The sequence below is a fragment of the Arthrobacter sp. TJ-217 genome, from assembly GCF_058269255.1.
The window spans coordinates 1-23100 of the sequence record NZ_JBZCNJ010000009.1 but is presented as its reverse complement, the minus strand read 5'-3'; the positions used below and the strand labels follow the sequence as shown (position 1 = coordinate 23100).

The following is a 23100-nucleotide window of genomic DNA, read 5'->3' as shown; positions in this document are numbered from 1 at the left end:
GCCCCACCGCCGCACCGGCGCGGACGAGCTACAGGCCGGGCGGAAAGCGGGGCTTTGATGGGGGAACTACAGGCAGAAGGAGGCGGGATGTCCGGGGACTGGGCGCCGGTGAAGGAATGGCACCGTGCGGTGAACGAGCAGGACCAGGCGGCAGCGCGCGCCGTCAGCACCGACACGGTGCGGCTTGGCGGACCCCGGGGCGAAGTGGCCGGGGTGAATTCCCTGCTGGAGTGGATCTCCAGGGCCGGCATCCACCTGGTGCCGGTGGCGTGGCACCCCGTCGACGGCACGCGGGTCGTTGTGGAACAGGAGGCGTCGTGGCCCCGGCACCCTGAGGCCGCCGGGGCCGGGGAGCCGGTGCGGACCGCGACGCTCTTTGAGCTTGAGGGCGGCAGGGTGGCTGCGGCGCTGCGCTTCGACACTCTTGCCGAAGCGCTTGCCGCGGCAGCCGGCTCCTGAAGGGCGGGGCCTACAGCTCCAGGCGGAAGACCCAGAGCAGGATGTCCTCGTTGGGCACCAGCCAGTCGCGCTCGGGGACGCGGTGGAACCCCAGCGACTCGTAAAGCCGGTGGGCCCGGACCATGTCGGAGCCGCTGGTGAGGCTGACAGCGTCGATGCCGGGCAGGGTCCGGGCGTGGGCGATGATCGCCTCGACCATGGCCCGGCCCACCCCGGCGCGCTGCACGGCGGGGTCGACGGCGAGCATGCGGAACTCGAGCTCCCCGGCGACGGCGATGTCGGTGTAGCGCTGGCCCTCAAAGGTCAGCGCCACCGATGCGACGACCCGCCCGCCGCGTTCTGCCACCCAGATTTCGGCGTGCTCGGCGCGGTGCTCGACGTCGGAAAGCACCGCCATGTAGGGGTGGTCTTCGCTGTCGAAGTACCCGGCTTCGAGATAAGCGGTGCGGGTGATCCGCCGGACGTCGTCATAATCTGCAGGCCGCACGGCACGGATGGTTGTCGTGTCCGTCGAGAGCGGGCTGGAATTGCTGGCGGTTTCCACTGTGTCCTTCATCGAGAAAACACCAATTTTACCGCGCTGGGCCGGCGGCTCTGCACGCGCGCTGCGAGGGCCTGCCGCCACGCCGGTCCGCCAGCGCTGAAACTTTGTTCCGTTGACTTAGACTGTGATGAAGATTACTTTCATCCTATGGGCTGTGGCACATTCCGCTGCTACCGCCCTCGCCACGATTGAGGGGACAGCAGCAAGTGAAAAGACTAAAGCGCTCCATCGCCGTGACTGCGGTTGCGGCACTGGCGTTGACGGCCTGTGGAAACGGTGACGATTCAAACGCCGAGGGGGACTCCCTCAGCGTGTGGATCATGGAGGGGACGAACCCGGATGCGGAAACGTACTTCGAGGACGTGAAGGCACAGTTCAAGGAGGAGACCGGCGCAACCCTCGACGTCCAGTTCGTCCAGTGGGCCGACGCCCACGACAAGTTCGTGACGTCCATTGCAGGCAACTCCACGCCCGACGTCGCCGAAACCGGAACCACCTGGACCGCCGAGTTCGCCGAGGCCGGGGCGCTTGCCCCCCTTGACGAGCAGGTTGAAGCCGCCGGCCTGAAGGACGACCTGGTGGAGGGCCTCGTCGAGGCCGGAACGCTCGACGGAAGCCTCTACGGCATGCCCTGGTACGCCGGCGTGCGCTCGGTGGTGTACCGCACCGACATCTTCGAGGAGCTCGGCCTCACCCCGCCCACCAGCTGGGACGAACTTCTTGAGGTCGGCCTCGCCCTCAAGAAGGCAAAGCCCGATATGACGCCGTTCGCGATACCCGGTGACTCCGCCTACCTTGCCTACCCGTTCATCTGGGGCGCCGGCGCGGAGCTCGCAACCCAGGAAGGTGAAACCTGGACCTCCGGCCTGGACTCCCCCGAAGCCCGCGAAGGCGTCAAGTTCTACACGGACCTGGCCCTTGAGCACGGGCTCTCCTCGGCCGGTGCGACGACGTGGAACGAAAAGGACGTGCTCGACAACTTCGTCAAGGGCACCCTGCCGATGGCGACAATGGGCTCGTGGGCCATGCCGACAATCCTTGAGCAGAACCCCGACCTGGAGGGCAAGATCGGCGCGTTCCCCATCCCCGGACCGGAGGAGGGCTACAGCCCGTCCTTCCTGGGCGGCTCGCACCTGAGCGTATTCGAGGGCTCGGACAAGCAGGAGCTTGCCTGGAAGTTCGTCGAGATGATGACGACCGGTGAAAAAGCCGCCGAGTGGGCTGAACAGACCAACTACTTCCCCGGCCAGGCGTCGCTGCTCAAGGAATCGACGGCCTCCGATGACCCGATGGTCGAGCCGTTCGCCACGCAGATGGTCGAGGCCGGCACCTCGGTGCCGGTGGCTCCGGGATGGGGCGCCGTCGAGGCGAAGAAGACGGTGCCGGCCATGATCCAGTCGATCCTCTCGGGAGACAAGAGCGTCGATGAGGCGACCGCTGACGCCGCAGCCGAAATCGAAGAACTGCTGAACGGGAAGTAGTTCTTGAGCACCCCAACGAAGGCGGTGGCCGCACGCCAGGAAACGCGTGCGGCCCCAGGCCGTTTCCCCTCCCCCCGCCGGGCACCGCCCGTCCTGCGCCTTGCGGTGATGCGGCCGTGGCTGCTGCTGGCGCCCACCCTGATCGTGCTCGCCGTCCTGCTCCTGTGGCCGCTGGCCCGCGTCGCCCTCTTCTCCTTCCAGGACTACGGGCTGCGCGAGATCGTCAGCGGACGCTCCAACTACATCGGGCTTGCCAACTACGCGGAGGTCTTTCGGGACCCGATGCTGTGGCAGGTGGTCCTCCCCAACACCGTGGGCTTCGCCGTCGTCGCCGTCGGAGGCACCGTTGTGCTCGGCACGCTCGTCGCCCTGCTCCTTGCCACCCTCAACCGGGTGTGGCGCACCATTGTCAGCAGCGCGATCATGGTCGCCTGGGCCATGCCGGCGGTCACCGGCACCTACGTGTGGATCTGGATCTTCGACGCCGACCGCGGCCTCGTAGGACAGCTGCTGCAGGGTGCGGGGCTCCTGGACGGGCCGCACAACTGGTTCACCGACCGCTGGTCGTTCTACGCCGTCGTCCTGGTGAACATCATCCATCACGGCTTCCCGTTCGTGGCGATCACCGTCCTGGCGGGCCTGCTCGGGGTCTCGAAGGAGATGCTCGAAGCGGCAACCGTCGACGGCGCCGGAAGCATCCGGCGCTTCTTCTCGATCACCTTCCCCACCCTCAAACCGGTCTTTGCCGTCGTGGTGATCCTTTCGACGATCTGGGACTTCAAGGTGTTCGCGCAGATCTACCTCATGCCCGGGGGCTCGGGCTCGAACCGCTCAGTGTTCAACCTCGGGGTGTGGTCCTACGTCGAGTCGTTCGCCCAGAACCGGTACGGGTTCGGTTCGGCTATCGCCGTGCTGCTGACCGTGCTGCTGCTTCTCATCAGCGTCGTCTATGTGCGGACGCTGTTCAAGGAGGAAAAATGACAACCGCTCCGCTCCCGGCTCCGGTGCCGCTGGGCAGTGCCCCGCTCCGCCGTCCTCGCAGCCGCAGGGCGCGGTGGATCCTCGCGGGCCGCTGCGTCGCCGTCGCGGCACTCCTGCTGTTCACGCTGTTTCCCACCTACTGGATGATCAGCAGCGCCTTCGACGGACGCGCCTCGAGCGGGGCCCGGTCGTTCCTGCCCTCGGAGCCGACCTGGGAGAACTTCCGCTACGTCCTCACCGAGGGAGGGTTCGGCACCTTCCTGCGGAACTCCGCCGTCGTCGCCCTGCTCACCGTCCTGCTCTCCGGGATCCTCGCCCTCTTCGCGTCGATCGCCGTTGCACGGTTCAAGTTCCGGTTCCGCACCGCCATCCTCATGCTGATCCTTGTCATCCAAATGGTCCCGCTCGAGGCGCTGGTGATCCCCCTGTTCATCCAGGTGCGGGACCTGCAGATGCTCAACAACCTGCTCGGGCTCGTCATCGTCTACGTCGCGTTTTCCCTGCCCTTCGCGATCTGGATGCTCCGCGGGTTCGTCGCGGCGGTGCCCGAGGAGCTCGAGGAGGCCGCGTACATCGACGGGGCGGGCTGGGGCCGCATGTTCTGGTCGGTGCTGCTGCCCCTCGTCGCGCCCGGACTCGTTGCGACGAGCGTTTTCGCGTTCATCATGGCCTGGAACGAGTTCATCTTCGCGATGACTTTCCTTGACACCCCCGGCAAGTACACGGTGGCTGTCGGGCTCCAGCAGTTCTTCGGCGAGAACTCGAACGAGTGGGGCTACGTCATGGCCGGCTCGACGCTCATCACCCTGCCGGTGATGATCTTCTTCGTCCTCGTCCAGCGCCGGCTCAGCGGCGGGCTCGTCGCGGGAGCGGTGAAGGGATGAGCGGTGAAGGTATGACGGATCCCGGCCTGCTCCGCCTCGTCAACAGCGTCATCCTCCCCGGCTTCCTCGGAACCACCCTGCCGCCGTGGCTCGAATCGGCGCTGCGCGGGGGCCTGGGCGGCGTTGTCTACTTCAGCCAGAACATCGATCCCGACCTTCCGGAGGCGGTGCGGGAGCTTTCGGCGTCGGTGCTCGCCGCCAATCCCGATGCCGTCATCGGCATCGACGAGGAGGGCGGCAACGTCACCCGGCTTCAGTCTGCGCAGGGCTCGGACATCCCCGGTGCCGCCGTCCTGGGCGTCCTTGACGACGTCGGCCTCACCGAGGACGCCGGACGGGACATCGGGGCACTGGCCCGTGCGGCCGGGGTGAACCTGGTGCTCGCGCCGGTGGCGGATGTCAACACCAACCCGCTCAACCCCGTGATCGGCGTACGCTCCTTCGGTGCCGAAACCGGCCGGGTCTCCGCCCACGTGGCGGCGATGGTGCGTGGAGTGCAGTCCTCGGGCGTGGGGGCTTGTGCCAAACACTTCCCCGGGCACGGGGACACAAGCACCGACTCACACCTTGCCCTGCCGCGGGTCGACCTGACGGTCGAGGAGGTGCTCAGGGACCACCTCCCGCCCTTCGCGGCCGCGGCCGAGGCAGGGGTTCAGGCGGTGATGAGCGCGCACATCGTGATTCCGGAGCTCGGCGGGCAGCCCGCGACCCTCAACCCGGCGGCCGTTTCACTGCTGCGCGGGCTCGGCTACGACGGGCTGCTCGTGACCGACGCCCTCGACATGGCAGCGGTCCGCTCGACGGTGGGCTCCGGGCCCGGCGCGGTGATGGCCCTGCAGGCCGGAGCCGACCTGCTGTGCGTCGGGAATCCCTCGAACCTCGGCCCCAAGGCCGGCAGCACCTCCGACGAAGACGACTACCTCGAGGTGCGCGACGCGCTCCTTGCCGCCCTTGGCGACGGCACCCTGGCGCCGGCCCGCTTCGAGGCCGCGTCCCGGCGCGTCCGGCGCTTTGTCGAGTGGACACGGCAGGCCCGCACGGAGACCCGGGACCCAACCGGCAACGCGCCGGCGGGTCCCTCCGGCAGGGACTGGGTGGACGCCGCCGGACGCGCGATCACCGGCACGGGACCGTCCTGGTCAGGGAACGGCACGACGTCGGGCCCGGTCCGGATCCTTGACGCCCGCGGCCGTTCCAATATCGCCGCCGGCCCGCTCAGCGACGTGTTCTCCGCTGCCATCGCACGGCGCACCACCGTCTGCAGGGACGCCCTCGCCGGTCCGGGCGGGGCCGCGTCGCTGGTGAACGCGCTCGGGCTGACCCCGGCGAGCCGGGTGCTGGTGCTGACCGACGATCTCTCCCCGCGCAGCACCCAGCTCGAGGCGGCGCAGGCGGTCCGTGGCCTGCTGCCTGGGGCAGTCTGGGCGCACACCGGGATCGTGCCCGCCGGCGATCCTGGCCAACCGGTCCTGTACACCCACGGCACCTCCCGGGCCGGCGCAGAAGCGCTGGCCGCCCGGCTCCTCGGCTGAGGGGTCCGCCCGGCCCCACCGCCCCACCGCCTATCACCCCACCGCCCCACCACCGCACCGCCGAGACTGCAGCTCACCACCCTTTGCGGCGCCGCAAGCGTGGTGACGTGGTGTTTCGACGGGGAAGGCGGGGACGCAGCGCGGACCCCGGGGGGTTACTCCTCCTCGGGCTCCAGGGAAACGTGTTCGGCGTCGGACGGTTCCGCATCCGCAGGACCGTCCGGCGCGGCGACGCCCGCGGGCCCCTCGGCCAGGAGGCGGACGAAGCCTTCCTCGTCAAGGACCGGAACGCCGAGCTGTTCGGCCTTGTCGAGCTTGGTTCCGGCGTTGTCGCCGGCCACAACGTAGCTCGTGTTCTTCGACACCGAGCCGGCCGCCTTTCCCCCGCGCAGGATGATCGCTTCCTTCGCCTCGTCGCGGTTGTAGTTCTCGAGGGATCCGGTGACGACGACGGTCAGGCCTTCGAGGGTGCGCGGCATCGATTCGTCGACGTCGTCCTTCATCCTCACACCGGCCGCCGCCCACGAGTCGACGATCTCCCGGTGCCAGTCCTCGGCGAACCACTCCTTGAGGGCAGCGGCGATCGTCGGCCCGACGCCGTCGACATGGGCCAGCTCCTCCTCGCCTGCCGCGCGGATGCGGTCCATCGACCCGAACGCCGTGGCAAGCGCCCGGGAGGCCGTGGGCCCGACGTGCCGGATCGACAGGGCGACGAGCACCCGCCACAGCGGCTGCTTCTTCGCCTTCTCAAGTTCCTGGAACAGTTTGCGCGTTGTGGCGGTGGGCTCGGAGGGTTTCTTGTCGGTGCCTTTGGAGTAGAAGTAGGGAACGAGTTCGCGCCCGACGACGACGCCCTTGAGCTTCTTGTCCCGCTCGATCTTCACGTCGGCCAGCAGTCCGGGGGTCAGGTCAAAGATCGAGGCCTCGCTGGTCACCGGCGGCACCGCCGGTTCGGACGGCTGGGTGAGCGCGATCGCCGCTTCCCAGCCGAGTGCCTCGATGTCGAAGGCGCCCCGCCCCGCGAGGTGGAAGACGCGTTCGCGCAGCTGGGAGGGGCAGGAGCGGGCGTTGGGGCAGCGGATGTCGACGTCGCCCTCCTTCGCCGGCTGCAGCGGGGTCCCGCAGGAGGGGCACTCGGTGGGCATGACGAAGTCTCGGACCGGCGGATCCTGCTGATCGCGCAGCGCGATGACCGGCCCCACGATCTCGGGGATGACGTCGCCGGCCTTGCGCAGCACAACGATGTCGCCGATCTTCACGCCCTTGGCCTTGACCACCTCCTGGTTGTGGAGGGTGGCCATGCTCACGGTCGAGCCTGCGACCTTGACCGGTTCCATCAGCCCGAAGGGCGTCACCCGTCCCGTACGGCCCACGTTGACGAGGATGTCGAGGAGCTTGGTGTTGACCTCCTCGGGCGGGTACTTGTAGGCGACGGACCACCGCGGCACCCGGGAGGTGTGGCCGAGGGCGCGCTGCAGGGCGAAGCTGTCGACCTTCACCACGATGCCGTCGATCTCGTGGCGCAGCGAGTGGCGCTTGCTGCCGTAGCGTTCGATGAATTCCACGATGGCCTGCTCGTCGGGAAGCACCTCCGAATACGGGGAGACGGGCAGCCCCCAGTTCCGGAGCAGGTCGTAGGTTTCGGACTGCGTCTCGGCGGCGAGGCCGGTGCGTGCCCCGATGCCGTGCATGTAGGCGTCGAGGGGCCGTTCCGCCGTCAGTGCGGGGTCTTTCTGCCGCAGTGAACCGGCCGCAGCGTTCCGGGGGTTCGCGAAGGGTGCCTTGCCTGCCGCGACCATACGCTCGTTGAGTTTGAGGAACTCCTTCGAGGGAATGAAGACCTCGCCGCGGACCTCAACCTCCTCGGGGAAGCCGGTGCCGGTGAGCTGCTGCGGGATTGAGGCGATGGTGAGCACGTTGTGGGTGATGTCCTCGCCGGTCACCCCGTCACCGCGGGTGGCAGCGCGCACCAGCGTCCCATTGCGGTAGAGCAGGTTCACCGCGAGGCCGTCGATCTTCAGCTCCGTCAGCCAGGAGATGGTGCTGCCCGGGCTGCGCTGCTCCGCGCCCGCGGCGGCCCTCCGCAGCCACACCGTCAGTTCGTCGAGGGAGAACACGTCCTCGAGGCTGTACATGCGCTGCAGGTGCTTGACCGCGGCGAAGGCCGAGGAGGCCTCTCCGCCGACCTCCTGGGTGGGCGAGTCGTTGGCGACGAGTTCCGGGTGGAGGGCTTCGATCGTCTCGAGCCGCCGGAACAGCGCGTCGAACTCGGCGTCGGAGACTGTCGGCGCGTTTTCCTGGTAATACGCGAACCGGTGGGCGCGGATCTGGTCCGCGAGGCTCTGGTACTCCTCCCGCAGGGCGTCGCTGGGCGCGCCGCCTTCCGGGCTGGACAGGGAAACGGCGTCTGTATCGGAAGTCACCGTTCCATCTTGCACTAAGGCAACTGTGCGTTCTAGCGCCGCGCTCAGGCCGGGGCCGGCACTCCTGCGGCGTCGATGACGATGACGGAGACGTTGTCCCGGGCGCCCGCGCGCAGTGTCTGGTCAATGAGCGAGTCCACCGCGGCCTGCGGGTCGGCGATGGTGTTCAGCGTTTCGTAGATCGCGTCGTCGCTCAGTTCGCCGGTGAGCCCGTCGGAGCACACGAGGATCCGGTCCCCTTCCTCGACCGGCAGGAGCCAGCAGTCGGGCTCGGCGTCATCGCCCGTGCCGAGGGCCCTCGTGACAACGTGGCGGCGGGGGTGGGTGCGCGCCTGGGCGGGGGTGATCTGGCCGCTGTCGACAAGTTCCTGGACCTCGGAGTGGTCAATCGAGACCTGCCCGAACCGGCCCTGGCTCAGCCGGTACGTGCGCGAGTCGCCAACATTGAAAACCAGCCAGTGGGGCGCGCCGGCTTCCTCGACGAGCACGACCCCGGAGACCGTTGTGCCTGCCATTCCCGCGGCTGCGGCCCGGATATCCGCGTCGGCCTTGCGGATCAGCGCTTCGAGGTCGCCGGAGGTGAACTGCGGCAGTGAAACACCGCTGATCGGGCTTCCCTCAAGGGTCCGCACGCAGATGCCGCTTGCCACCTCACCGGCCTCGTGTCCGCCCATGCCGTCGGCGACGGCGAAAATCGGCGGCGATGCGATAAGGGAGTCCTCGTTGTTGTCGCGGCGCAGGCCCTTGTCCGTCCCGTAGCCGACCGAAATGCTGAACGGAGGCCCCGCTTCCTGCGCGTCGGCGGGTCCGCTCATGCGCACCCCGCCAGGTGCGCCGGGGTGCCTGGCTCGGAGAGGTTCGGGGGGCCGATCAACTGATCCGTCATTTTCCCATTCTGCACTGCCCGGGCGCAGCCATCCACCAGCGGCCCCCTTCCGGGGTGTGGAGTGCCGCTGCCACGGCTCAGTCCAGGACGAGTCCGGGGCCGCTCCCGCGGGCGAGCGTCACCGGATGGACGTCACCGAATCCGCGCACTGTCCGCGCCTGCTGCGGGATCAGGATGAACTTCTCATCCCCGCTGAGGGTCGCCGCTGTCGAGGCGTCGATGAGGACGGTGCCCGGTTCGGCGAGGGAGGTCAGCCGCGCGGCGAGGTTCACCGTCGGGCCGTAGATGTCGCCCAGCCTCGACAGGATGCGCCCCCACACCATCGAGACGCGTGCCGAGGGAAGGAGGTCGTCCTCGGTGAAGGCCTTGGCGAGGGCGAGCGAAATTTCGGCACCGGCCTGCGGCGATTCGGCGATGTAGAGCACTTCGTCGCCGATGGTCTTGACCAGCCGCCCGCCGCCGACGGAAATGATTTCGGCGCACTTGTTCTCGAAGCGCTGCACCAGCTGCGCCAGCGTCCGCTCGTTCATCTGCCGGGACAGGCTGGTGTAGGAGACGAGGTCGGCGAAGCCGACGGCGCGGGCAAGCGGCAGCGGGGCGTCGTCCTCATCGCCGTCCCGGCCCTCCTCGCTGGCCCGCAGCCCCGACTCGGCGCGCAGCGCAAGGCGCTGCACCGCGGCGTTCATCTGCCGGCGCCAGGCATAGACGAGCGTCTTTTCGAGAGGGGCGATCAGGTCGGGGAGCTCGCTGACGAGTGTCCTGCGCGCGACGGCGTCGGGGATGCCCCGCTGGACCACCATCTCCTCGACGATCGCCTCGATCTGCCACACGACCATGCGGTCCGTCATCTGGCCCACCGCACGGGTGATGGAGATCGCCGCGTCCTCGGTGAGCTTTTCCCGGCGCACCAGTTCGATGATGGTGGTGAGGGCTTCCTTGTCCTTTTCGGTGAAGGCGATGTCTTCGTCGCCGATGTTGGGAAACCCCATCGCGCGCCAAAGCTTGCGGGCGGAGAGCAGCGAGACGCCCGCACGGGCGGCGACTTCGCGGCGGCGAAGCGTGCGCTCGGCCCCGAGCAGCTCGATCTCGAGCTGGCGGATGGTCTCCCGGCTCAGCTCCGGCGGCGTGCTCCCGCCCGGCCCGGGCGGGACCAGGGGCTCGGGGGCGGGGTCGGCGAGCTCGGGCTGCCACACGGCCTTGGGAACCGGAACGGCGGAGTCGGCGCTGTTGTCCAGCGTCATCCCGCATCACCTCTTTCGACCTGCTCGTACCGGTTCCGCCAGTCCTCGGCGGGAATCTCCCTGTCCGCACCATCGAACATCGCCGTCCGGGGCAGGCCCCGCACCGCCTCGACAAGGTACTCCCGGAAGGTGGAGACCTGGGGCACGTCCCGGTACCGGAGGACCCTGCCGTAGCCGAGGTCAAGGGTGAGCGTGCCGCTGCCCAGCATCCGCTGCACCAGGGACTGCGTTGTGCCGAGCTGGTACACGGCGGCGAGGGGAACTTCGTTGTCGCTGCGGCGTGTCGCCCCCCGGCGGTGGACGAGCCGCATGTTGGTCAGGATGTAGCGGTTGTTCAGCCAGCGCAGCAGCGGCCGGAGGAAGATGCGGGTCAGCAGCGCCGCGGCCACGCCGGCAACCAGGAGCAGCCCCACCGGCTGCCACTCCTGGAGCTGGTCGCGCAGCGCGGGCCTGCCGAGCCAGCCGAGGGCGTACCCTGCGGCTGCCAGCAGCACCAGGGCGGCGGCGGTGGGCCAGAGAAGCGGACGCGGGCTGGGCCGGGTGCGCACGAGGACCTGTTCCCCGGGGGCGAGCTTCAGGCGCATGGCACCGCTGATTCCGGCCGGATAAAGACTGTCATTTCAGCGCCCTAACCCGCCGGGCGGAGGTGCACGACGTCCCCCGCGGAAACCACGTGCCGTTCGCCGTCGCCGTCGCGCACTACAAGCGCCCCGGATGCGTCGAGCGAGAGCGCGCGCCCGTTCAGTTCGCCGCCTCCCGGCAGCTCCGCCCGCACTTCCCGGCCGAGGGTGTGCGTCCGCTCGGAGACCTTCGCCCGCAGGGACTTGCCGTCGCCAAGGGCGGCAAGGGCGTCGCCTTCGACGGCGCAGAACTCCGCGTAGAGGGCGGCGAAGGTCCGGAGGAAGGACTTGATGAGGATGTTGCGGTCGGTGGTTCCCGCGTACTCGAGGAGCAGGCTCGTCGCGGTGGGAACGGGCAGTTCCGAGTCGGTGAGGCTGACGTTCAGCCCGGCCCCCACGACCACCGCCGGCGGTGCGCCGTCGGCTGACGGAACGAACTGGGCGAGGATGCCCGCGAGCTTCCGCCCGTCGACGGTTACGTCGTTTGGCCACTTGAGCCGGGCGCGGATCTCGGTGCGGGCCTCGATGCTCTCGGCGAGGGCCAGGGCGGCCAGCAGCGAGAGCCAGGAGTAGCTGGTGGTGGTCAGCGGGCGTCCGGAGGCGCCGACCGGGCGCAGCAGGATGCTGACGATGAGCGATGAGCGTTCAGGGGCCACCCAGCTGCGGCCGAGGCGTCCCCTGCCTGCCCGCTGCATTTCCGCGGTGAGCACGCTGAGGTTGGGCCACTCCCCGGGGCCGAGCCCGGCGCGCTCGACGAGGTCGGCGTTTGTCGATCCCGTCTCCTGCACGAGCTCGAACCGGGCGAAGGGTCCCCCCGGAGCGCAAAGCGCCGCCGAGAGGGCCGCCGCGTCAAGGCCGGGGCGCTCGAGGTTGGAGTAGCGGGAGGTCATGCACTCGATTCTACCCAGCCGGGCACGCCGGACCGGCTAAAGGAAGATGTCCTGCACGAGCCGGTCTTCGGGGGCGCCGAGGCTGTAGGGGGTGAAATCGGTGACGCCCTCCTCCCGGAGCACCTCCTCGTCGGTGAAGAAGTTCCCCGTGCACTCGCGGGAGTCCCGGCCCAGGATGGCGGCGGCGGCGTCGGCGACGATCTCCGGGCTGCGGGCGGCCTGCGCCAGCGAGCCTCCCCCTGGCATGTTGCGGATGGCGGCGGTGTCGATGAGGGTCCGGGGCCACAGCGAGTTGACGGCGATCCCTTCGCCGCGCAGCTCCTCGGCCAGGCCGAGGGTGGTCAGGCTCATTCCGTACTTCGCCATGGTGTACGCAAGGTGCCTTCCCGCCCACCGCGGGTCGAGGTTCAGCGGCGGGGAAAGGGTGAGGATGTGCGGATTCCGCGAGTGCTGAAGGGCATCGAGCGAAAGTTTGCTCAGCAGGAACGTTCCGCGCACGTTGATGTCCGCCATCAGGTCATAGCGTTTCATGTCGACCTCCCGGGTGCGCGAGAGGTCGATGGCCGAGGCGTTGTTGATCACGATGTCGATGCCGCCGAAGGCCTCGACCGCAGCCTTCACGGCGCCGGCGACGTCGTCGTCGTTGCGCACGTCCCCGACAAGGGGAATGGCGGCACCGCCGGCTTCCTCGATCTGGGCTGCCGCCGTGTGGACTGTTCCTTCGAGGCGGGGGTGGGGCTCGCCGGTCTTGGCCAGCAGCGCCACGTTGGCGCCGTCTCGGGCGGCCCTGAGGGCGATCGCGAGGCCGATGCCCCGGCTGCCCCCCGACATCAGGATCGTGCGTCCCTTGAGGGACTGCGCTGGTGCGGGGGCCGGTTGGAAAGCGTCGTTGCTCGCGGTCATGCCCCAAGAATACGCACCGGGGCCTCCCCCGACGGAGCGACTCACCGAAGGGTTACTGCGCGGTAACCTTCCGGGGCCCGGCTAAGCGATTGGGGGAGAAACTGTAGGGGTTCTACAGCCGGGACGGCCCCATGCCTCATTAGACTGGGACAGTCGCCCGCCTTTTTGGAGGATTCCTACTTAAACGGGAGGCGCCCCTGACCGCTACCGATGCGCACCCGGAGACTCGATGCACCAAGACCTGAAACCCGACCTCACGACGACCGCCGGGAAGCTCGCCGACTTCCGGGCACGTTCGCTCCAGGCCGAGCTGCCGTCGGGGCCCGAGGCCGTGGAGAAGCAGCATGCGCGCGGAAAGAACACCGCCCGCGAGCGCATCGAGCTGCTCGTTGATCCCGGGTCATTCGTCGAGTTCGACGCCCTGGCCGTTCACCGGTCCACCGCCTTCGGGATGGAGAAGAAGAAACCCCTCGGCGACGGCGTCGTCTCCGGCTACGCGACGGTGGACGGGCGCCTCGTGGCGTTGTACAGCCAGGACTTCACCGTGTACGGCGGGTCGCTGAGCCAGGTCAACGGGGAAAAGATCGTCAAGGTCCAGGAATTCGCGATGCGCAACGGCTGCCCGATCGTGGGGATCAACGACGGCGGCGGCGCGCGCATCCAGGAGGGTGTCGCCTCGCTGGCGATGTTCGCCGACATCTTCCGCAACAATGTGCACGCCTCAGGGGTGGTGCCGCAGATCTCGCTCATCCTTGGCCCGTGCGCCGGCGGTGCCGCGTACTCCCCCGCCCTCACCGACTACGTGGTGATGGTCGACAAGACCTCCCACATGTTCATCACCGGCCCCGACGTGATCAAGACGGTCACCGGCGAGGACGTCGACATGGAGACGCTCGGCGGGGCGCGCCAGCACAACACGACAACGGGAACCTCGACCTACCTCGCCACCGACGAGCAGGACGCCGTCAGCTTCGTGCGCGAGCTGCTCGATTTCCTTCCCTCGAACAACCTGGCCGAGGCGCCCCTTGCCCCGTTCGCCGAGCTGCTCGAACACACGGAGGAGGACGAAGCCCTCGACGCCCTCATTCCCGATTCGGCGAACCAGCCCTACGACATGCACGCCGTCATCACGGCGATCGTCGACGACGGACACTTCCTCGAGATGCAGTCCCTCTTCGCCCCGAACGTGGTGATCGGCTACGCGCGGGTCGAGGGCCACACCATCGGCATCGTCGCCAACCAGCCGATGCAGTTCGCCGGAACCCTCGACATCAACGCCTCGGAGAAGGCGGCCCGGTTCGTGAGGCACTGCGACGCCTTCAACATCCCCATCCTTACCCTCGTCGACGTCCCCGGGTTCCTGCCGGGCAAAGACCAGGAGTTCAACGGCATCATCCGCCGGGGTGCGAAACTGCTCTACGCCTATGCCGAGGCCACCGTTCCCAAGATCACGGTGATCACCCGCAAGGCCTATGGCGGGGCCTACATCGTCATGGGCTCGAAGAAGCTGGGGGCGGACCTCAACCTTGCCTGGCCCACGGCGCAGATCGGCGTCATGGGCGCGCAGGGGGCGGTGAACATCCTCTACCGGGGACAGCTCAAGGCCGTGGCCGACGCCGGAGGGGATGTCGAAGCAGCACGGGCCGAGGTCGTCTCCCAGTACGAGGAGGAGCTGCTCAACCCCTACCAGGCGGCCCAGCTCGGTTACGTCGACGCCGTGATCGCGCCGTCGGACACCCGGATCCAGGTTGTCCGCGGGCTGCGCGCCCTGCGCGACAAGCGGGCAAGCCTGCCCGCCAAGAAGCACGGGAACATCCCGCTGTGAGCACCGGCCCTGCGGCGGAGGAACCGCTGCTCTCGGTTGTCTCGGGGAACCCCACCGACGAGGAACTTGCAGCGCTCACGGCCGTCGTGCTCGCTGTCCAGGCCGACAACGCCGCCGATGAGCGCCGGGGCCAGGGCCGCTCCTGGCTGCGCCGGGCGATGCTGCGCCTCCACCCGCTGCCCGGTCCGGGCTCCTGGCGCCGCAGCGGCAGGTAGGCGGCGCCGTGACCCTGCCGGCCGGCAGGGGTGGTCAACAGCGGTTGGTCAGCGCGGGCCGGTCAACAGCGGCCGGTCAGCGCGGGTCGGTGACGGTCCCGAGGAACAGCGGCAGGCCCGTGGCTTCGTGCACGACGGCGTAAAGGAACGGCCGGTCGACCTCAAGGACCAACTCGGGGTCGGCCGGAACCGAAGTGGCGATCATGTCGAACTGGGTCACCGCCGCAGCGACCGTTCCCTTCTCGCCAACGGTGATCGAGGCATTCTGAGCCGCGGCCGAGACGACCGCGTCCGGCTGGATGGCGTCGAGGTCCGGCGCCTCCCCCAGGGTTTCCCGCAGCCCGAGTCCCAGCAGCAGCGGCAGCAGGTCCAGGGCGGTGTCGGACTCCCAGCGCGGCAGGCCCAGCCGCAGGAAGACCTCCCCGGCTCCGTCCATGACCCGGGAAACCTCAAGCAGCGCCTCCTCGGTCTGCGCCGGCAGGAACGGCGGCTCTCCGGCACCGGCTGAGGAGGCACCGGCTGAGGAGGCACCGGCCCCGGCCAGCACGAGCCGAAGGACGAACCCCTCCGTGTAGGGGAGGTCAACAGCCTGCCAGTCCGGCCCTGCTGCATACCGGGCGGTGGTGAGGTTGTGCATCATCTCGACGTCAACGGAGGTTCCGTCGGTCAGCCGGAATTCCTCAGGGTAGGTGCCGGACGGGTCGAAGGGATCAGCCCAGGCGGCAGCGAAGTACGCGGCGTTCAGCAGCGACAGGGTTGTCGACGGGTCGTATCCCACCGGTGCCGTTTCGATCCGTCCGCCTGTATGGGTCGCCACCCAGCCGTCCAGCACCGCCTTGGTGGCGGCATCGGCGTAGTCGACGGGGTGGACCTCGGCCCCGTGGTGCTGCGCCAGCGTGGCGAGGAACGTCTCCCCTGTGGGAATCCCCCGATCGACGAACACTCCGTTGGCCAGATGGAGCACCGGCCGAACGGGAAGCTCGTCCTCGTTCACCGCGCCGGGATCACCGTCGTACCGGCGCAGCCGGGCCAGCAGCGATCCCATTGCCTCGTCGCGGCCCGTCACCGGAAGGGCGAGCACCTCGTCGAGCTCGGCGGCCGTGCTCGAGCCGGCACCGGCACGCAGCAGCATCAGGGCGCACAGGGCGCTGACGGGGCTGGTGACGCGGTTCTTTCCGCCCGGGCCTGCCAGCAGCGCCGCGCCCACCCGGTAGGCGGAGCGGCGCAGCGCCTCCTCCGGCGGCGGAACGGGCCCCTGCGCGTTGCCCGATCCGTTCTTCCGCTCGCTGTCCTGTGTCTGCTTCTGCGGGTCCCCCGCCGCTTGGTTCATTCCCCCACCCTAGGTGCTCGTCGGGGCGCGCGGGGTTCATCGGCCGCAGGCGGTGCAACCCGGCGGCGCCGGGACTGTGCGGGTTTTTCGGGCGACCCGTAGCCCGGGGCAACGGACGGCGCTAGGCTCGGGCTGTGAACAACGAGACCACTCCTGCCCCTGCCTCCTCCGACCCGGGCTCCGCCGGTGCCGCCGTGCGCCAGCCGACGGCGGTCGACGCCGTCGCCGAGTCCTATACCGAGCGGCTCATCGAACTGAACCCCGGCTTCGCCACGGTGCTCGGGGTCTCCGGCCACGAAAGCGAATACCGGGACTTCTCCCCCGCCGGCCTTGAGGCGCTCGCACAGGCTGCCCGGGAGGCACTCGAACGCCTCTCCGGTCTCGAGCCGGCCGACGACGTCGACGCCGTCACCCTCGACGCGATGCGCGAGCGGCTCGGCCTTGAACTCGAGATCCACGAAACGGGCCTCCGCCTCGCCGAACTCAACAACCTTGAGTCGCCCGCCCAGGAGATCCGCGACATCTTCGACCTCATGCCCACAGCCACCGCCGAGCAGTGGGGTTTCATCGCCGGCCGGCTGGCCAACGTGCCGGAGGCGCTCTCGCAGTACGCCTCCTCCCTTGGCGCCGCCCGGGACCGCGGAATCGTTGCCGCCCGCCGGCAGGTCCTCAACGTCATCGAGCAGGCCTCCCGGTACGCCGGTGACGGAGGCTTTTTCGACAGTTTCGCCGCCGGCGCGGTGACCGAGGACGGGCCGCTTCCCGGGCCGCTTGCCGCCGAGCTGCGTGCCGCCGCCGGGTCAGCCCGGCAGGCGTACCGCGACCTCGGAACCTTCCTGCAGGAGGAACTGCTTCCCGCCGCCCCCGAGAAGGATGCGGTGGGCCGGGAACACTATTCCCTCATGTCGCGGCTCTTTCTCGGCTCGGCCGTCGATCTCGACGAAACATATAAGTGGGGCGTCGAGGAGCTCGACCGGATCATCGCCGAGCAGGAGGCTGTCGCCGCGGAAATCCGCGAGGGCGCAACCATCGAGGAGGCGATGCGGCTCCTCGATGAGGACCCTGCGCGCCAGCTCCAGGGCACTGCCGCCCTGCAGTCCTGGATGCAGGAACTCTCCGACCGTGCGGTCGCGGCCCTTGCAGGAGTGCACTTCGACATTCCCGACATCATGAGGACCCTCGAGTGCCGGATCGCCCCGACCCATGAGGGCGGCATCTACTACACCGGGCCAAGCGACGACTTCTCGCGGCCGGGCCGCATGTGGTGGTCGGTGCCCGAGGGAGAGGACTCCTTCACCACGTGGAAGGAGACAACGACGGTCTACCACGAAGGCGTCCCGGGCCACCACCTGCAGATCGCCACGGCGGTCTACCAGCGGCGCCTGCTCAATTCCTGGCGGCGCAATGCCGTGTGGGTGTCGGGCCAGGGCGAGGGCTGGGCCCTCTACGCGGAGCGGCTCATGCAGGAACTCGGCTTCCTCGACGATCCCGGGGACCGCCTTGGCATGCTTGACGCCCAGCGGATGCGGGCGGCCCGCGTTGTCTTCGACATCGGCGTGCACCTCGAGCTTGAAGTCCCCGAGCGGTGGGGCACCGGAACCTGGACCCCGGAAAAGGGGTACGACTTCCTGCGGCGCAACATCGCCATCAGCGAGGGCCAGCTGAACTTCGAGTTCAACCGCTACCTCGGCTGGCCCGGCCAGGCGCCGTCCTACAAGATCGGCCAGCGGCTGTGGGAGCAGATCCGCGACGAGGTCCGGCAGCGCGAGGGGGACGCCTTCGACCTCCGGAGCTTCCACACCAGGGCCCTGAACCTCGGCTCGATCGGCCTTGACACGCTGCGGCGTGCGCTGCTCGGCTAGGACCGCGCCGGAACCGGTGCATAGGGTAGGGGGATGACTCAGCGCCTCATCCTCGCCTCGGCCTCCCCCGCCCGCAGCAAACTCCTGCGCGAGGCCGGGATCGCGCACGACGTCCTGGTGTCCGACGTCGACGAGGACGCCGTCGCCGCTGCCGCCGGGGAACTGAACCCGCACGACACCTCCCTGCTGCTCGCCCGGGCGAAGGCGGAGGCGGTCGCGGCCGTGCCTGCCGCCGGCGGGGCGCTGGTGATCGGGTGTGATTCGATCTTCGAGTTCGAGGGGGAAGCGCACGGCAAGCCCTACACTCCCGAGGTCGCGCGCTCGCGCATCCGCCGGATGAGCGGATCCTCCGGGGTGCTCCATTCGGGCCACTGGCTCATCGACAACCGGGACGGCGGCGACGGCGCCGGGGTCGGCGCCGTCTCCTCCGCGTCCGTTCACTTCTCCGCCCTCTCCGAGCAGGAGATCGAGGCCTACATCGCCAGCGGCGAGCCGCTGCACTGTGCGGGCTCGTTCACCATCGACGGCCTGGGCGGAGCCTTCATCGACCGGATCGAGGGCGACCACCACGCGGTGGTCGGACTGAGCATCTCGACGCTGCGGAACCTGCTCGCCGAGGCAGGCGTGGGAATCACGGACCTGTGGGCGCCTTCGACTGACGTGTGAGCCGGGCTTTGTAGCATCCCTACAAAGGAAGGGGGCACAACACGCGCCATGGCCACGGTTTATAGGCGGATCCAACAAATAGACGCTAGGCTCCGAACAGGAACGAAGGAGCACGAAACCCCATGAGTGAGACCCCCTCCGGAGCAGCACAGCAGCCTGTTGCAGCCCCCTACACCGCAACGTCCCCTGCCGGCCCGGCCTCCGTCACGAAGGTCCTGATCGCCAACCGGGGTGAGATCGCCGTGAGGGTGATCAGGGCGGCGCAGGATGAGGGGATCGCCTCGGTCGCCGTCTACGCGGACCCCGACCGCGACGCGCTGCACGTGCGCCTCGCCGACGAGGCCTTTGCGCTCGGCGGCAACACGGCAACCGACTCCTACCTGGTCATGGACCGCATTCTGGAGGCGGCCCGGCGCAGCGGCGCCGACGCCATCCACCCCGGTTACGGGTTCCTCTCCGAGAACGCGGAGTTCGCCCAGCGCGTTCTCGATGCAGGCCTCACCTGGATCGGTCCCTCCCCCGAGTCGATCTCCAAGCTTGGTGACAAGGTGCAGGCCCGCCACATCGCCGAACGCGTCGGCGCGCCCCTGGTGCCCGGTACGAAGGACCCGGTCGAATCGGTGCAGGAAGTCCTCGACTTCGCCGACGAATTCGGGCTGCCGCTGGCGGTCAAGGCCGCGTTCGGCGGTGGCGGACGCGGCATCAAGGTCGCCCGGACCCGCGAGGAGATCCCCGAACTCTACGAATCTGCCGTACGCGAAGCCACCGCCGCGTTTGGCAGGGGCGAATGCTTCGTTGAGCGTTTCCTCGATGCCCCGCGCCACGTCGAAACCCAGTGCCTGGCCGACGCCCACGGCAACGTCGTCGTCGTCTCGACGCGTGACTGCTCGCTGCAGCGCCGCAACCAGAAACTGGTTGAGGAGGCACCGGCTCCCTTCCTGAGCCCCGAGCAGAACGAGCGGCTCTATTCGGCGTCGAAGGCGATCCTCCGTGAAGCCAACTACCAGGGTGCCGGCACCTGCGAATTCCTCGTGGGCCAGGACGGCACCATCTCCTTCCTCGAGGTCAATACGCGCCTGCAGGTCGAGCACCCCGTCTCCGAAGAGGTAACCGGAATCGACCTGGTGCGCGAGCAGTTCCGGATCGCGCGCGGTGAAGCGCTGGGCTACGCGGACCCGGAGATCCGGGGCCACTCCTTCGAGTTCCGCATCAACGGCGAGGACGCCGGCCGCGGGTTCATGCCCTCCCCCGGCACCGTACAGACCCTCCGGCTGCCCTCCGGCCCGGGCGTGCGCGTTGATTCCGGCATCGAAGCCGGAGAGGTGGTGGGCGGGAACTTCGACTCAATGCTTGCCAAGCTCATCGTCACGGGCGCCACCCGCGACCAGGCCCTGCAGCGCTCACGCAGGGCACTCGCCGAAATGCAGATCGAGGGGATGCCGACGGTGCTGCCCTTCCACGCCGCCGTCGTGTCCGACCCTGCGTTCGCCCCTTCGGCGGGGCCCTTCCGGGTCCACACCCGGTGGATCGAGACCGAGTTCGACAACCGGATCGCGCCCTGGGTTCCCGACGGCGCCGATCCCTCGGCACCCGAGGACGATGCCCGGCAGCGCATCACCGTCGAGGTTTCCGGAAAGCGGCTCGAAGTCGTGCTCCCGGCCGGCCTCGGCGCGGGCACCCCCCGGCAGGCCGCCCCCGGCAAGCCCCGGAAGTCAACACGGCCCCGTGCCGGGGCAGTCGTTGCCAACGGAGACGAACTCACCTCGCCGATGCAGGGCACGATCGTGAAGGTCGCCGCCTCCGACGGCGACCGGGTGTCGGAGGGAGACCTGATCGTCGTGCTTGAAGCGATGAAGATGGAACAGCCCCTCACCGCCCACAAGTCAGGCACTGTCGCGGGGCTGACCGCCGCAGCGGGCGACACAGTCTCGGCCGGTACGGTGATCGCGGCAATCCGCGATTGACCGCCGCAGCGGAGGGTCAGCCGTTGTCTTTTCCGGCTTTCTCCCCGGCCTTTTCGGCTGCTTTCTCTGCCGCCTTCTCTCCGGCTTTGTCGAACTTCTCCTGCATTTCCTTCTTGAACGAGTCAAGGTCGGGCTTGTCAGGCTTATCCGGTTTGTCGGGCTTGTCCGGCTTGTCAGGTTTATCCTCGTCGGAGTTCCCGCTGCCGGGGTCCGGCTGATCCTCCTCCGGGGCCTCGGGCTCGGCGGGCGCGGGTTCCTCGACGCCCGGTTCCGGGTCCGCGGGCGCGGGTGCCGGTACTTCGGGCTCGGGAGTCGGCACCGGAACCGGAGCCGGAGCCGGCGGAGCTGACTCGACCGGCGCGGGAGCGTCGTCCCCCGCCGCACGGAGCGACTCGATCACCTCGTCGATGCGCGCCGTAATGCGCGCGGCACGGTCCAGTGAAACCGACCCCTCGGCCTGCGCCGTGTCAACGTCGCCGCGCAGCCGCTCCGCCCGCGCTATCGCCGCCGCCTCGTCACCGGAGGCCGCCAGTGAGGCTACTTCGCGGACAGCGGCCTGGAGCCCCTCCGCGGCGGCCGGGTCAAGGGCCGGGCTCCCGCAGCCCGAGAGCAGGAGGCCTCCGGCGAGGACTGCGGTCAGGCCGAGCCGCTGCGGGCGGCGGTGCGGAGCGTTGAGTTTCACGGAGTCACGCTTTCGTAGAGTTCCTTGAGCTTTTCACCGGCCGGCCCCGACACCGCGGGCAGCGGCTCGGGCGTGGCCCGCCTTTCGGGGACCAGCGTAACGGCGGCGGCGAGCACGGCGACTACCAGCAGCGCGGCCGCCATCAGGATTAGACCCACCCGGGTCCGCCTGCGCCTGCCCCGGGTTCCCGCCGCGTTTCCGCGCGGTTGCCGGGAACCCTGGGCCGGGTTTCCTGAGACGACGCCCCCTCGGGCAGGGCCGGCCGTCGAATAGCCGCCCGCGACGGGGTCCGCGTGCGGAGCCCGGTTCCAGTCGGCTTCCCCGTCGTCGTCAACCGTCAGCGGCGGAAGCTGCGGCCGGCGCCCTGAGTCACCCTGGAGCCCCACCGGATGCCCCGCTGGAACCTCCGGGCCGCCGGCGCGGGGAGCGTGCGCCGGGGAGTGCCCCGCCGCGGCGTCCTGGTGAACCCGCTCGAAAGCCTCGGTGGCCGGTTCCACCCGGCCGCTGCCAGCCGGCGCTGCTTGCTCGGCGCCCCTCAGCGGTGCCGTTGCGGCCGCGGCGCCGGCAGCCGGTGAAGGCGCCGTTGCGTCAGCGGCACTTTCCGCCGGGGCCGCCACTGCCCCGTGCGGCCGCAGCACACTCGTCGGGGACGTGAGCGGCACCGCGGGGACAGGCGGCGGAGGGAGCACGGGAGACGGCCCCGGGCGCGCGTGCAGCGCGCCGAACGCAGCGGCAACAGCCTGGGCGTCGGGGCGCGCCGCGGGGTCATCGAGTGTCATCGCGGCAAGCAGTTCGGTCAGCTCCGGACCGGCCGACGCCGGTATGGACGGGCTGCGCTGGAGCCGGGCCAGGGCGCTCTCCACGCCGGTGCCCGGGAAGGCGCGTTCGCCGGCGAGGCTTTCGATCAGGACGAGCCCCAGCGAGTAGATGTCCGTCGCCATGCCCACGGCGTCCCCGCGTGCCTGCTCCGGACTGAAGTACGCGGCGCTGCCGATCACCTGCCCGGTGGCCGTCATGCCGCCGCCGTCGAAGAAGCGCGCTATGCCGAAATCGGTCAACAGGTAGGTGAAGATCCCGCTGTCCGGGTCGGCGTCGCGGGTGAGGATATTCGACGGTTTGATATCGCGATGCACCACTCCGCGCTGGTGGATGTGGCTCAACGCCCGCGCGAGGTCAAGGCCAAGATGGCGCACCCCTTCACCGTCGAGCGGGCCCCCGCGCAGCAGCTGCCCGAGGTCAGGGCCCGGAATGTACTCCATCACGAGGTAGGCGCTGTCGCCCGGCCGCTCCCCCGTGTCCATGTCGAGCACCCGCACCAGGCCCGGATGGTCGAGGCCCGCGAGCAGCCGGGCCTCCGCTGAGCCGCGGGCAATGCCGTCGGCCGTGCCCGGCCGGAACACCTTGACGGCGACGTCGCGGTCGAGCCGGATGTCCCGCGCGATGTATACATCAGCCATCCCGCCGGCCCCCACGCGGCGGCCCAGGGCGTAGCGGCCACCCGCCAGTGTCTCCCCAGTCATGCACGCAGTCCTTATCGTAAGCCAGCTTCGTTTATCCGATTGTACGGGCAGGCCGGCGTTCCCCGGCAACGGGATCGCAAGCACAAGCGGCGGCGGGGGGGGGGGGGGGGGGGGGGGGGGGGGGGGGGGGGGGGGGGGGGGGGGGGGGGGGGGGGGGGGGGGGGGGGGGGGGGGGGGGGGGGGGGGGGGGGG

20 protein-coding genes are annotated in these 23100 nt (G+C 69.5%); 10 read left to right on the top strand and 10 right to left on the bottom strand.

From position 1 onward, the window contains the following. Nucleotides 1–87 precede the first annotated feature (87 nt). On the top strand, nucleotides 88–459 hold the full coding sequence (locus AC4D2R_RS15145) for a nuclear transport factor 2 family protein (protein WP_490940962.1): 372 nt from the start codon (nucleotides 88–90) through the stop codon (nucleotides 457–459). A gap of 10 nt (nucleotides 460–469) precedes the next feature. On the opposite strand, the gene AC4D2R_RS15140 is transcribed toward AC4D2R_RS15145, so the two are convergent. Continuing rightward, entirely contained in the window at nucleotides 470–1015 is a 546-nt protein-coding gene (locus AC4D2R_RS15140) for a GNAT family N-acetyltransferase (protein WP_490940961.1), read from the bottom strand. Between the two features lie 194 nt (nucleotides 1016–1209). Between AC4D2R_RS15140 and AC4D2R_RS15135 the strand changes: the two genes are divergently transcribed. The 4 genes from AC4D2R_RS15135 (at nucleotide 1210) to AC4D2R_RS15120 (ending at nucleotide 5881) form a co-directional block, all read left to right on the top strand. Beyond that, on the top strand, nucleotides 1210–2484 hold the full coding sequence (locus AC4D2R_RS15135; protein WP_490940960.1) for a sugar ABC transporter substrate-binding protein: 1275 nt from the start codon (nucleotides 1210–1212) through the stop codon (nucleotides 2482–2484). A gap of 108 nt (nucleotides 2485–2592) precedes the next feature. Next, nucleotides 2593–3465, top strand: a complete 873-nt coding sequence (locus AC4D2R_RS15130; protein ID WP_490941106.1) for a carbohydrate ABC transporter permease — start codon at nucleotides 2593–2595, stop codon at nucleotides 3463–3465. Then, nucleotides 3462–4349: a carbohydrate ABC transporter permease gene (locus tag AC4D2R_RS15125; protein ID WP_490940959.1), complete on the top strand. Its 888-nt coding sequence runs from the start codon at nucleotides 3462–3464 to the stop codon at nucleotides 4347–4349. The genes AC4D2R_RS15130 and AC4D2R_RS15125 overlap by 4 nt, the downstream gene beginning before the upstream one ends. Then, nucleotides 4346–5881, top strand: a complete 1536-nt coding sequence (locus AC4D2R_RS15120) for a glycoside hydrolase family 3 protein (protein WP_490940958.1) — start codon at nucleotides 4346–4348, stop codon at nucleotides 5879–5881. The genes AC4D2R_RS15125 and AC4D2R_RS15120 overlap by 4 nt, the downstream gene beginning before the upstream one ends. A 155-nt stretch (nucleotides 5882–6036) precedes the next feature. Here the strand turns inward: AC4D2R_RS15120 and ligA are convergent, their stop codons facing one another. From ligA to AC4D2R_RS15090, 6 genes are all read right to left on the bottom strand, one after another. Next, nucleotides 6037–8304 carry an NAD-dependent DNA ligase LigA gene (ligA, locus tag AC4D2R_RS15115; RefSeq protein ID WP_490940957.1) on the bottom strand — a complete coding sequence of 756 codons (2268 nt, stop codon included), beginning with the start codon at nucleotides 8302–8304 and terminating at the stop codon, nucleotides 6037–6039. Between the two features lie 44 nt (nucleotides 8305–8348). Beyond that, nucleotides 8349–9119 (bottom strand): PP2C family protein-serine/threonine phosphatase, encoded by a 771-nt coding sequence (locus tag AC4D2R_RS15110; RefSeq protein ID WP_490940956.1) that lies wholly within the window; start codon nucleotides 9117–9119, stop codon nucleotides 8349–8351. Between the two features lie 148 nt (nucleotides 9120–9267). Then, complete coding sequence (locus tag AC4D2R_RS15105; RefSeq protein WP_490940955.1) at nucleotides 9268–10431, bottom strand: adenylate/guanylate cyclase domain-containing protein; 1164 nt, start codon at nucleotides 10429–10431, stop codon at nucleotides 9268–9270. After that, the gene (locus AC4D2R_RS15100; RefSeq protein ID WP_490940954.1) at nucleotides 10428–11015 is read right to left on the bottom strand and encodes a PH domain-containing protein; all 588 of its coding nucleotides are present in this window, start codon (nucleotides 11013–11015) and stop codon (nucleotides 10428–10430) included. Before AC4D2R_RS15100 ends, AC4D2R_RS15105 begins: the two co-directional genes overlap by 4 nt. 44 nt (nucleotides 11016–11059) lie before the next feature. Next, on the bottom strand, nucleotides 11060–11941 hold the full coding sequence (locus AC4D2R_RS15095) for a biotin--[acetyl-CoA-carboxylase] ligase (RefSeq protein WP_490940953.1): 882 nt from the start codon (nucleotides 11939–11941) through the stop codon (nucleotides 11060–11062). A 36-nt stretch (nucleotides 11942–11977) separates the two neighbouring features. Further along, complete coding sequence (locus tag AC4D2R_RS15090) at nucleotides 11978–12844, bottom strand: SDR family oxidoreductase (RefSeq protein ID WP_490940952.1); 867 nt, start codon at nucleotides 12842–12844, stop codon at nucleotides 11978–11980. A gap of 241 nt (nucleotides 12845–13085) precedes the next feature. On the opposite strand from AC4D2R_RS15090, the gene AC4D2R_RS15085 reads away from it, so the two are divergent. Both AC4D2R_RS15085 and AC4D2R_RS15080 read left to right on the top strand, forming a co-directional pair. Next, a complete protein-coding gene (locus tag AC4D2R_RS15085; protein WP_490941105.1) occupies nucleotides 13086–14669 on the top strand; it encodes an acyl-CoA carboxylase subunit beta in 1584 nt (527 codons plus the stop codon). Then, the gene (locus AC4D2R_RS15080; protein WP_490940951.1) at nucleotides 14666–14884 is read left to right on the top strand and encodes an acyl-CoA carboxylase subunit epsilon; all 219 of its coding nucleotides are present in this window, start codon (nucleotides 14666–14668) and stop codon (nucleotides 14882–14884) included. The genes AC4D2R_RS15085 and AC4D2R_RS15080 overlap by 4 nt, the downstream gene beginning before the upstream one ends. A gap of 76 nt (nucleotides 14885–14960) precedes the next feature. Here the strand turns inward: AC4D2R_RS15080 and AC4D2R_RS15075 are convergent, their stop codons facing one another. Then, the gene (locus tag AC4D2R_RS15075) at nucleotides 14961–16214 is read right to left on the bottom strand and encodes a serpin family protein (RefSeq protein WP_490940950.1); all 1254 of its coding nucleotides are present in this window, start codon (nucleotides 16212–16214) and stop codon (nucleotides 14961–14963) included. A gap of 194 nt (nucleotides 16215–16408) precedes the next feature. Between AC4D2R_RS15075 and AC4D2R_RS15070 the strand changes: the two genes are divergently transcribed. The 3 genes from AC4D2R_RS15070 (at nucleotide 16409) to AC4D2R_RS15060 (ending at nucleotide 20706) form a co-directional block, all read left to right on the top strand. Then, on the top strand, nucleotides 16409–18076 hold the full coding sequence (locus AC4D2R_RS15070; protein WP_490941104.1) for a DUF885 domain-containing protein: 1668 nt from the start codon (nucleotides 16409–16411) through the stop codon (nucleotides 18074–18076). Between the two features lie 33 nt (nucleotides 18077–18109). Further along, a complete protein-coding gene (locus AC4D2R_RS15065; protein ID WP_490940949.1) occupies nucleotides 18110–18742 on the top strand; it encodes a Maf family protein in 633 nt (210 codons plus the stop codon). 122 nt (nucleotides 18743–18864) lie between these two features. After that, nucleotides 18865–20706, top strand: coding sequence for an acetyl/propionyl/methylcrotonyl-CoA carboxylase subunit alpha (locus AC4D2R_RS15060; protein ID WP_490940948.1), 1842 nt, complete (start codon nucleotides 18865–18867; stop codon nucleotides 20704–20706). 16 nt (nucleotides 20707–20722) lie between these two features. On the opposite strand, the gene AC4D2R_RS15055 is transcribed toward AC4D2R_RS15060, so the two are convergent. Beyond that, nucleotides 20723–21388, bottom strand: coding sequence for a hypothetical protein (locus AC4D2R_RS15055; protein ID WP_490940947.1), 666 nt, complete (start codon nucleotides 21386–21388; stop codon nucleotides 20723–20725). Then, nucleotides 21385–22908, bottom strand: a complete 1524-nt coding sequence (locus AC4D2R_RS15050) for a serine/threonine-protein kinase (protein ID WP_490940946.1) — start codon at nucleotides 22906–22908, stop codon at nucleotides 21385–21387. The genes AC4D2R_RS15055 and AC4D2R_RS15050 overlap by 4 nt, the downstream gene beginning before the upstream one ends. Between the last annotated feature and the right edge of the window lie 192 nt (nucleotides 22909–23100).

Coding starts and splice junctions, on each gene's coding strand:
- AC4D2R_RS15145 (WP_490940962.1), top strand. CDS start 88: ATGTCCGGGGACTGGGCGCCGGTGAAGGAATGGCACCGTGCGGTGAAC.
- AC4D2R_RS15140 (WP_490940961.1), bottom strand. CDS start 1,015: ATGAAGGACACAGTGGAAACCGCCAGCAATTCCAGCCCGCTCTCGACG.
- AC4D2R_RS15130 (WP_490941106.1), top strand. CDS start 2,593: ATGCGGCCGTGGCTGCTGCTGGCGCCCACCCTGATCGTGCTCGCCGTC.
- AC4D2R_RS15125 (WP_490940959.1), top strand. CDS start 3,462: ATGACAACCGCTCCGCTCCCGGCTCCGGTGCCGCTGGGCAGTGCCCCG.
- AC4D2R_RS15120 (WP_490940958.1), top strand. CDS start 4,346: ATGAGCGGTGAAGGTATGACGGATCCCGGCCTGCTCCGCCTCGTCAAC.
- AC4D2R_RS15110 (WP_490940956.1), bottom strand. CDS start 9,119: ATGAGCGGACCCGCCGACGCGCAGGAAGCGGGGCCTCCGTTCAGCATT.
- AC4D2R_RS15105 (WP_490940955.1), bottom strand. CDS start 10,431: ATGACGCTGGACAACAGCGCCGACTCCGCCGTTCCGGTTCCCAAGGCC.
- AC4D2R_RS15100 (WP_490940954.1), bottom strand. CDS start 11,015: ATGCGCCTGAAGCTCGCCCCCGGGGAACAGGTCCTCGTGCGCACCCGG.
- AC4D2R_RS15095 (WP_490940953.1), bottom strand. CDS start 11,941: ATGACCTCCCGCTACTCCAACCTCGAGCGCCCCGGCCTTGACGCGGCG.
- AC4D2R_RS15090 (WP_490940952.1), bottom strand. CDS start 12,844: ATGACCGCGAGCAACGACGCTTTCCAACCGGCCCCCGCACCAGCGCAG.
- AC4D2R_RS15075 (WP_490940950.1), bottom strand. CDS start 16,214: ATGAACCAAGCGGCGGGGGACCCGCAGAAGCAGACACAGGACAGCGAG.
- AC4D2R_RS15065 (WP_490940949.1), top strand. CDS start 18,110: ATGACTCAGCGCCTCATCCTCGCCTCGGCCTCCCCCGCCCGCAGCAAA.
- AC4D2R_RS15060 (WP_490940948.1), top strand. CDS start 18,865: ATGAGTGAGACCCCCTCCGGAGCAGCACAGCAGCCTGTTGCAGCCCCC.
- AC4D2R_RS15050 (WP_490940946.1), bottom strand. CDS start 22,908: ATGACTGGGGAGACACTGGCGGGTGGCCGCTACGCCCTGGGCCGCCGC.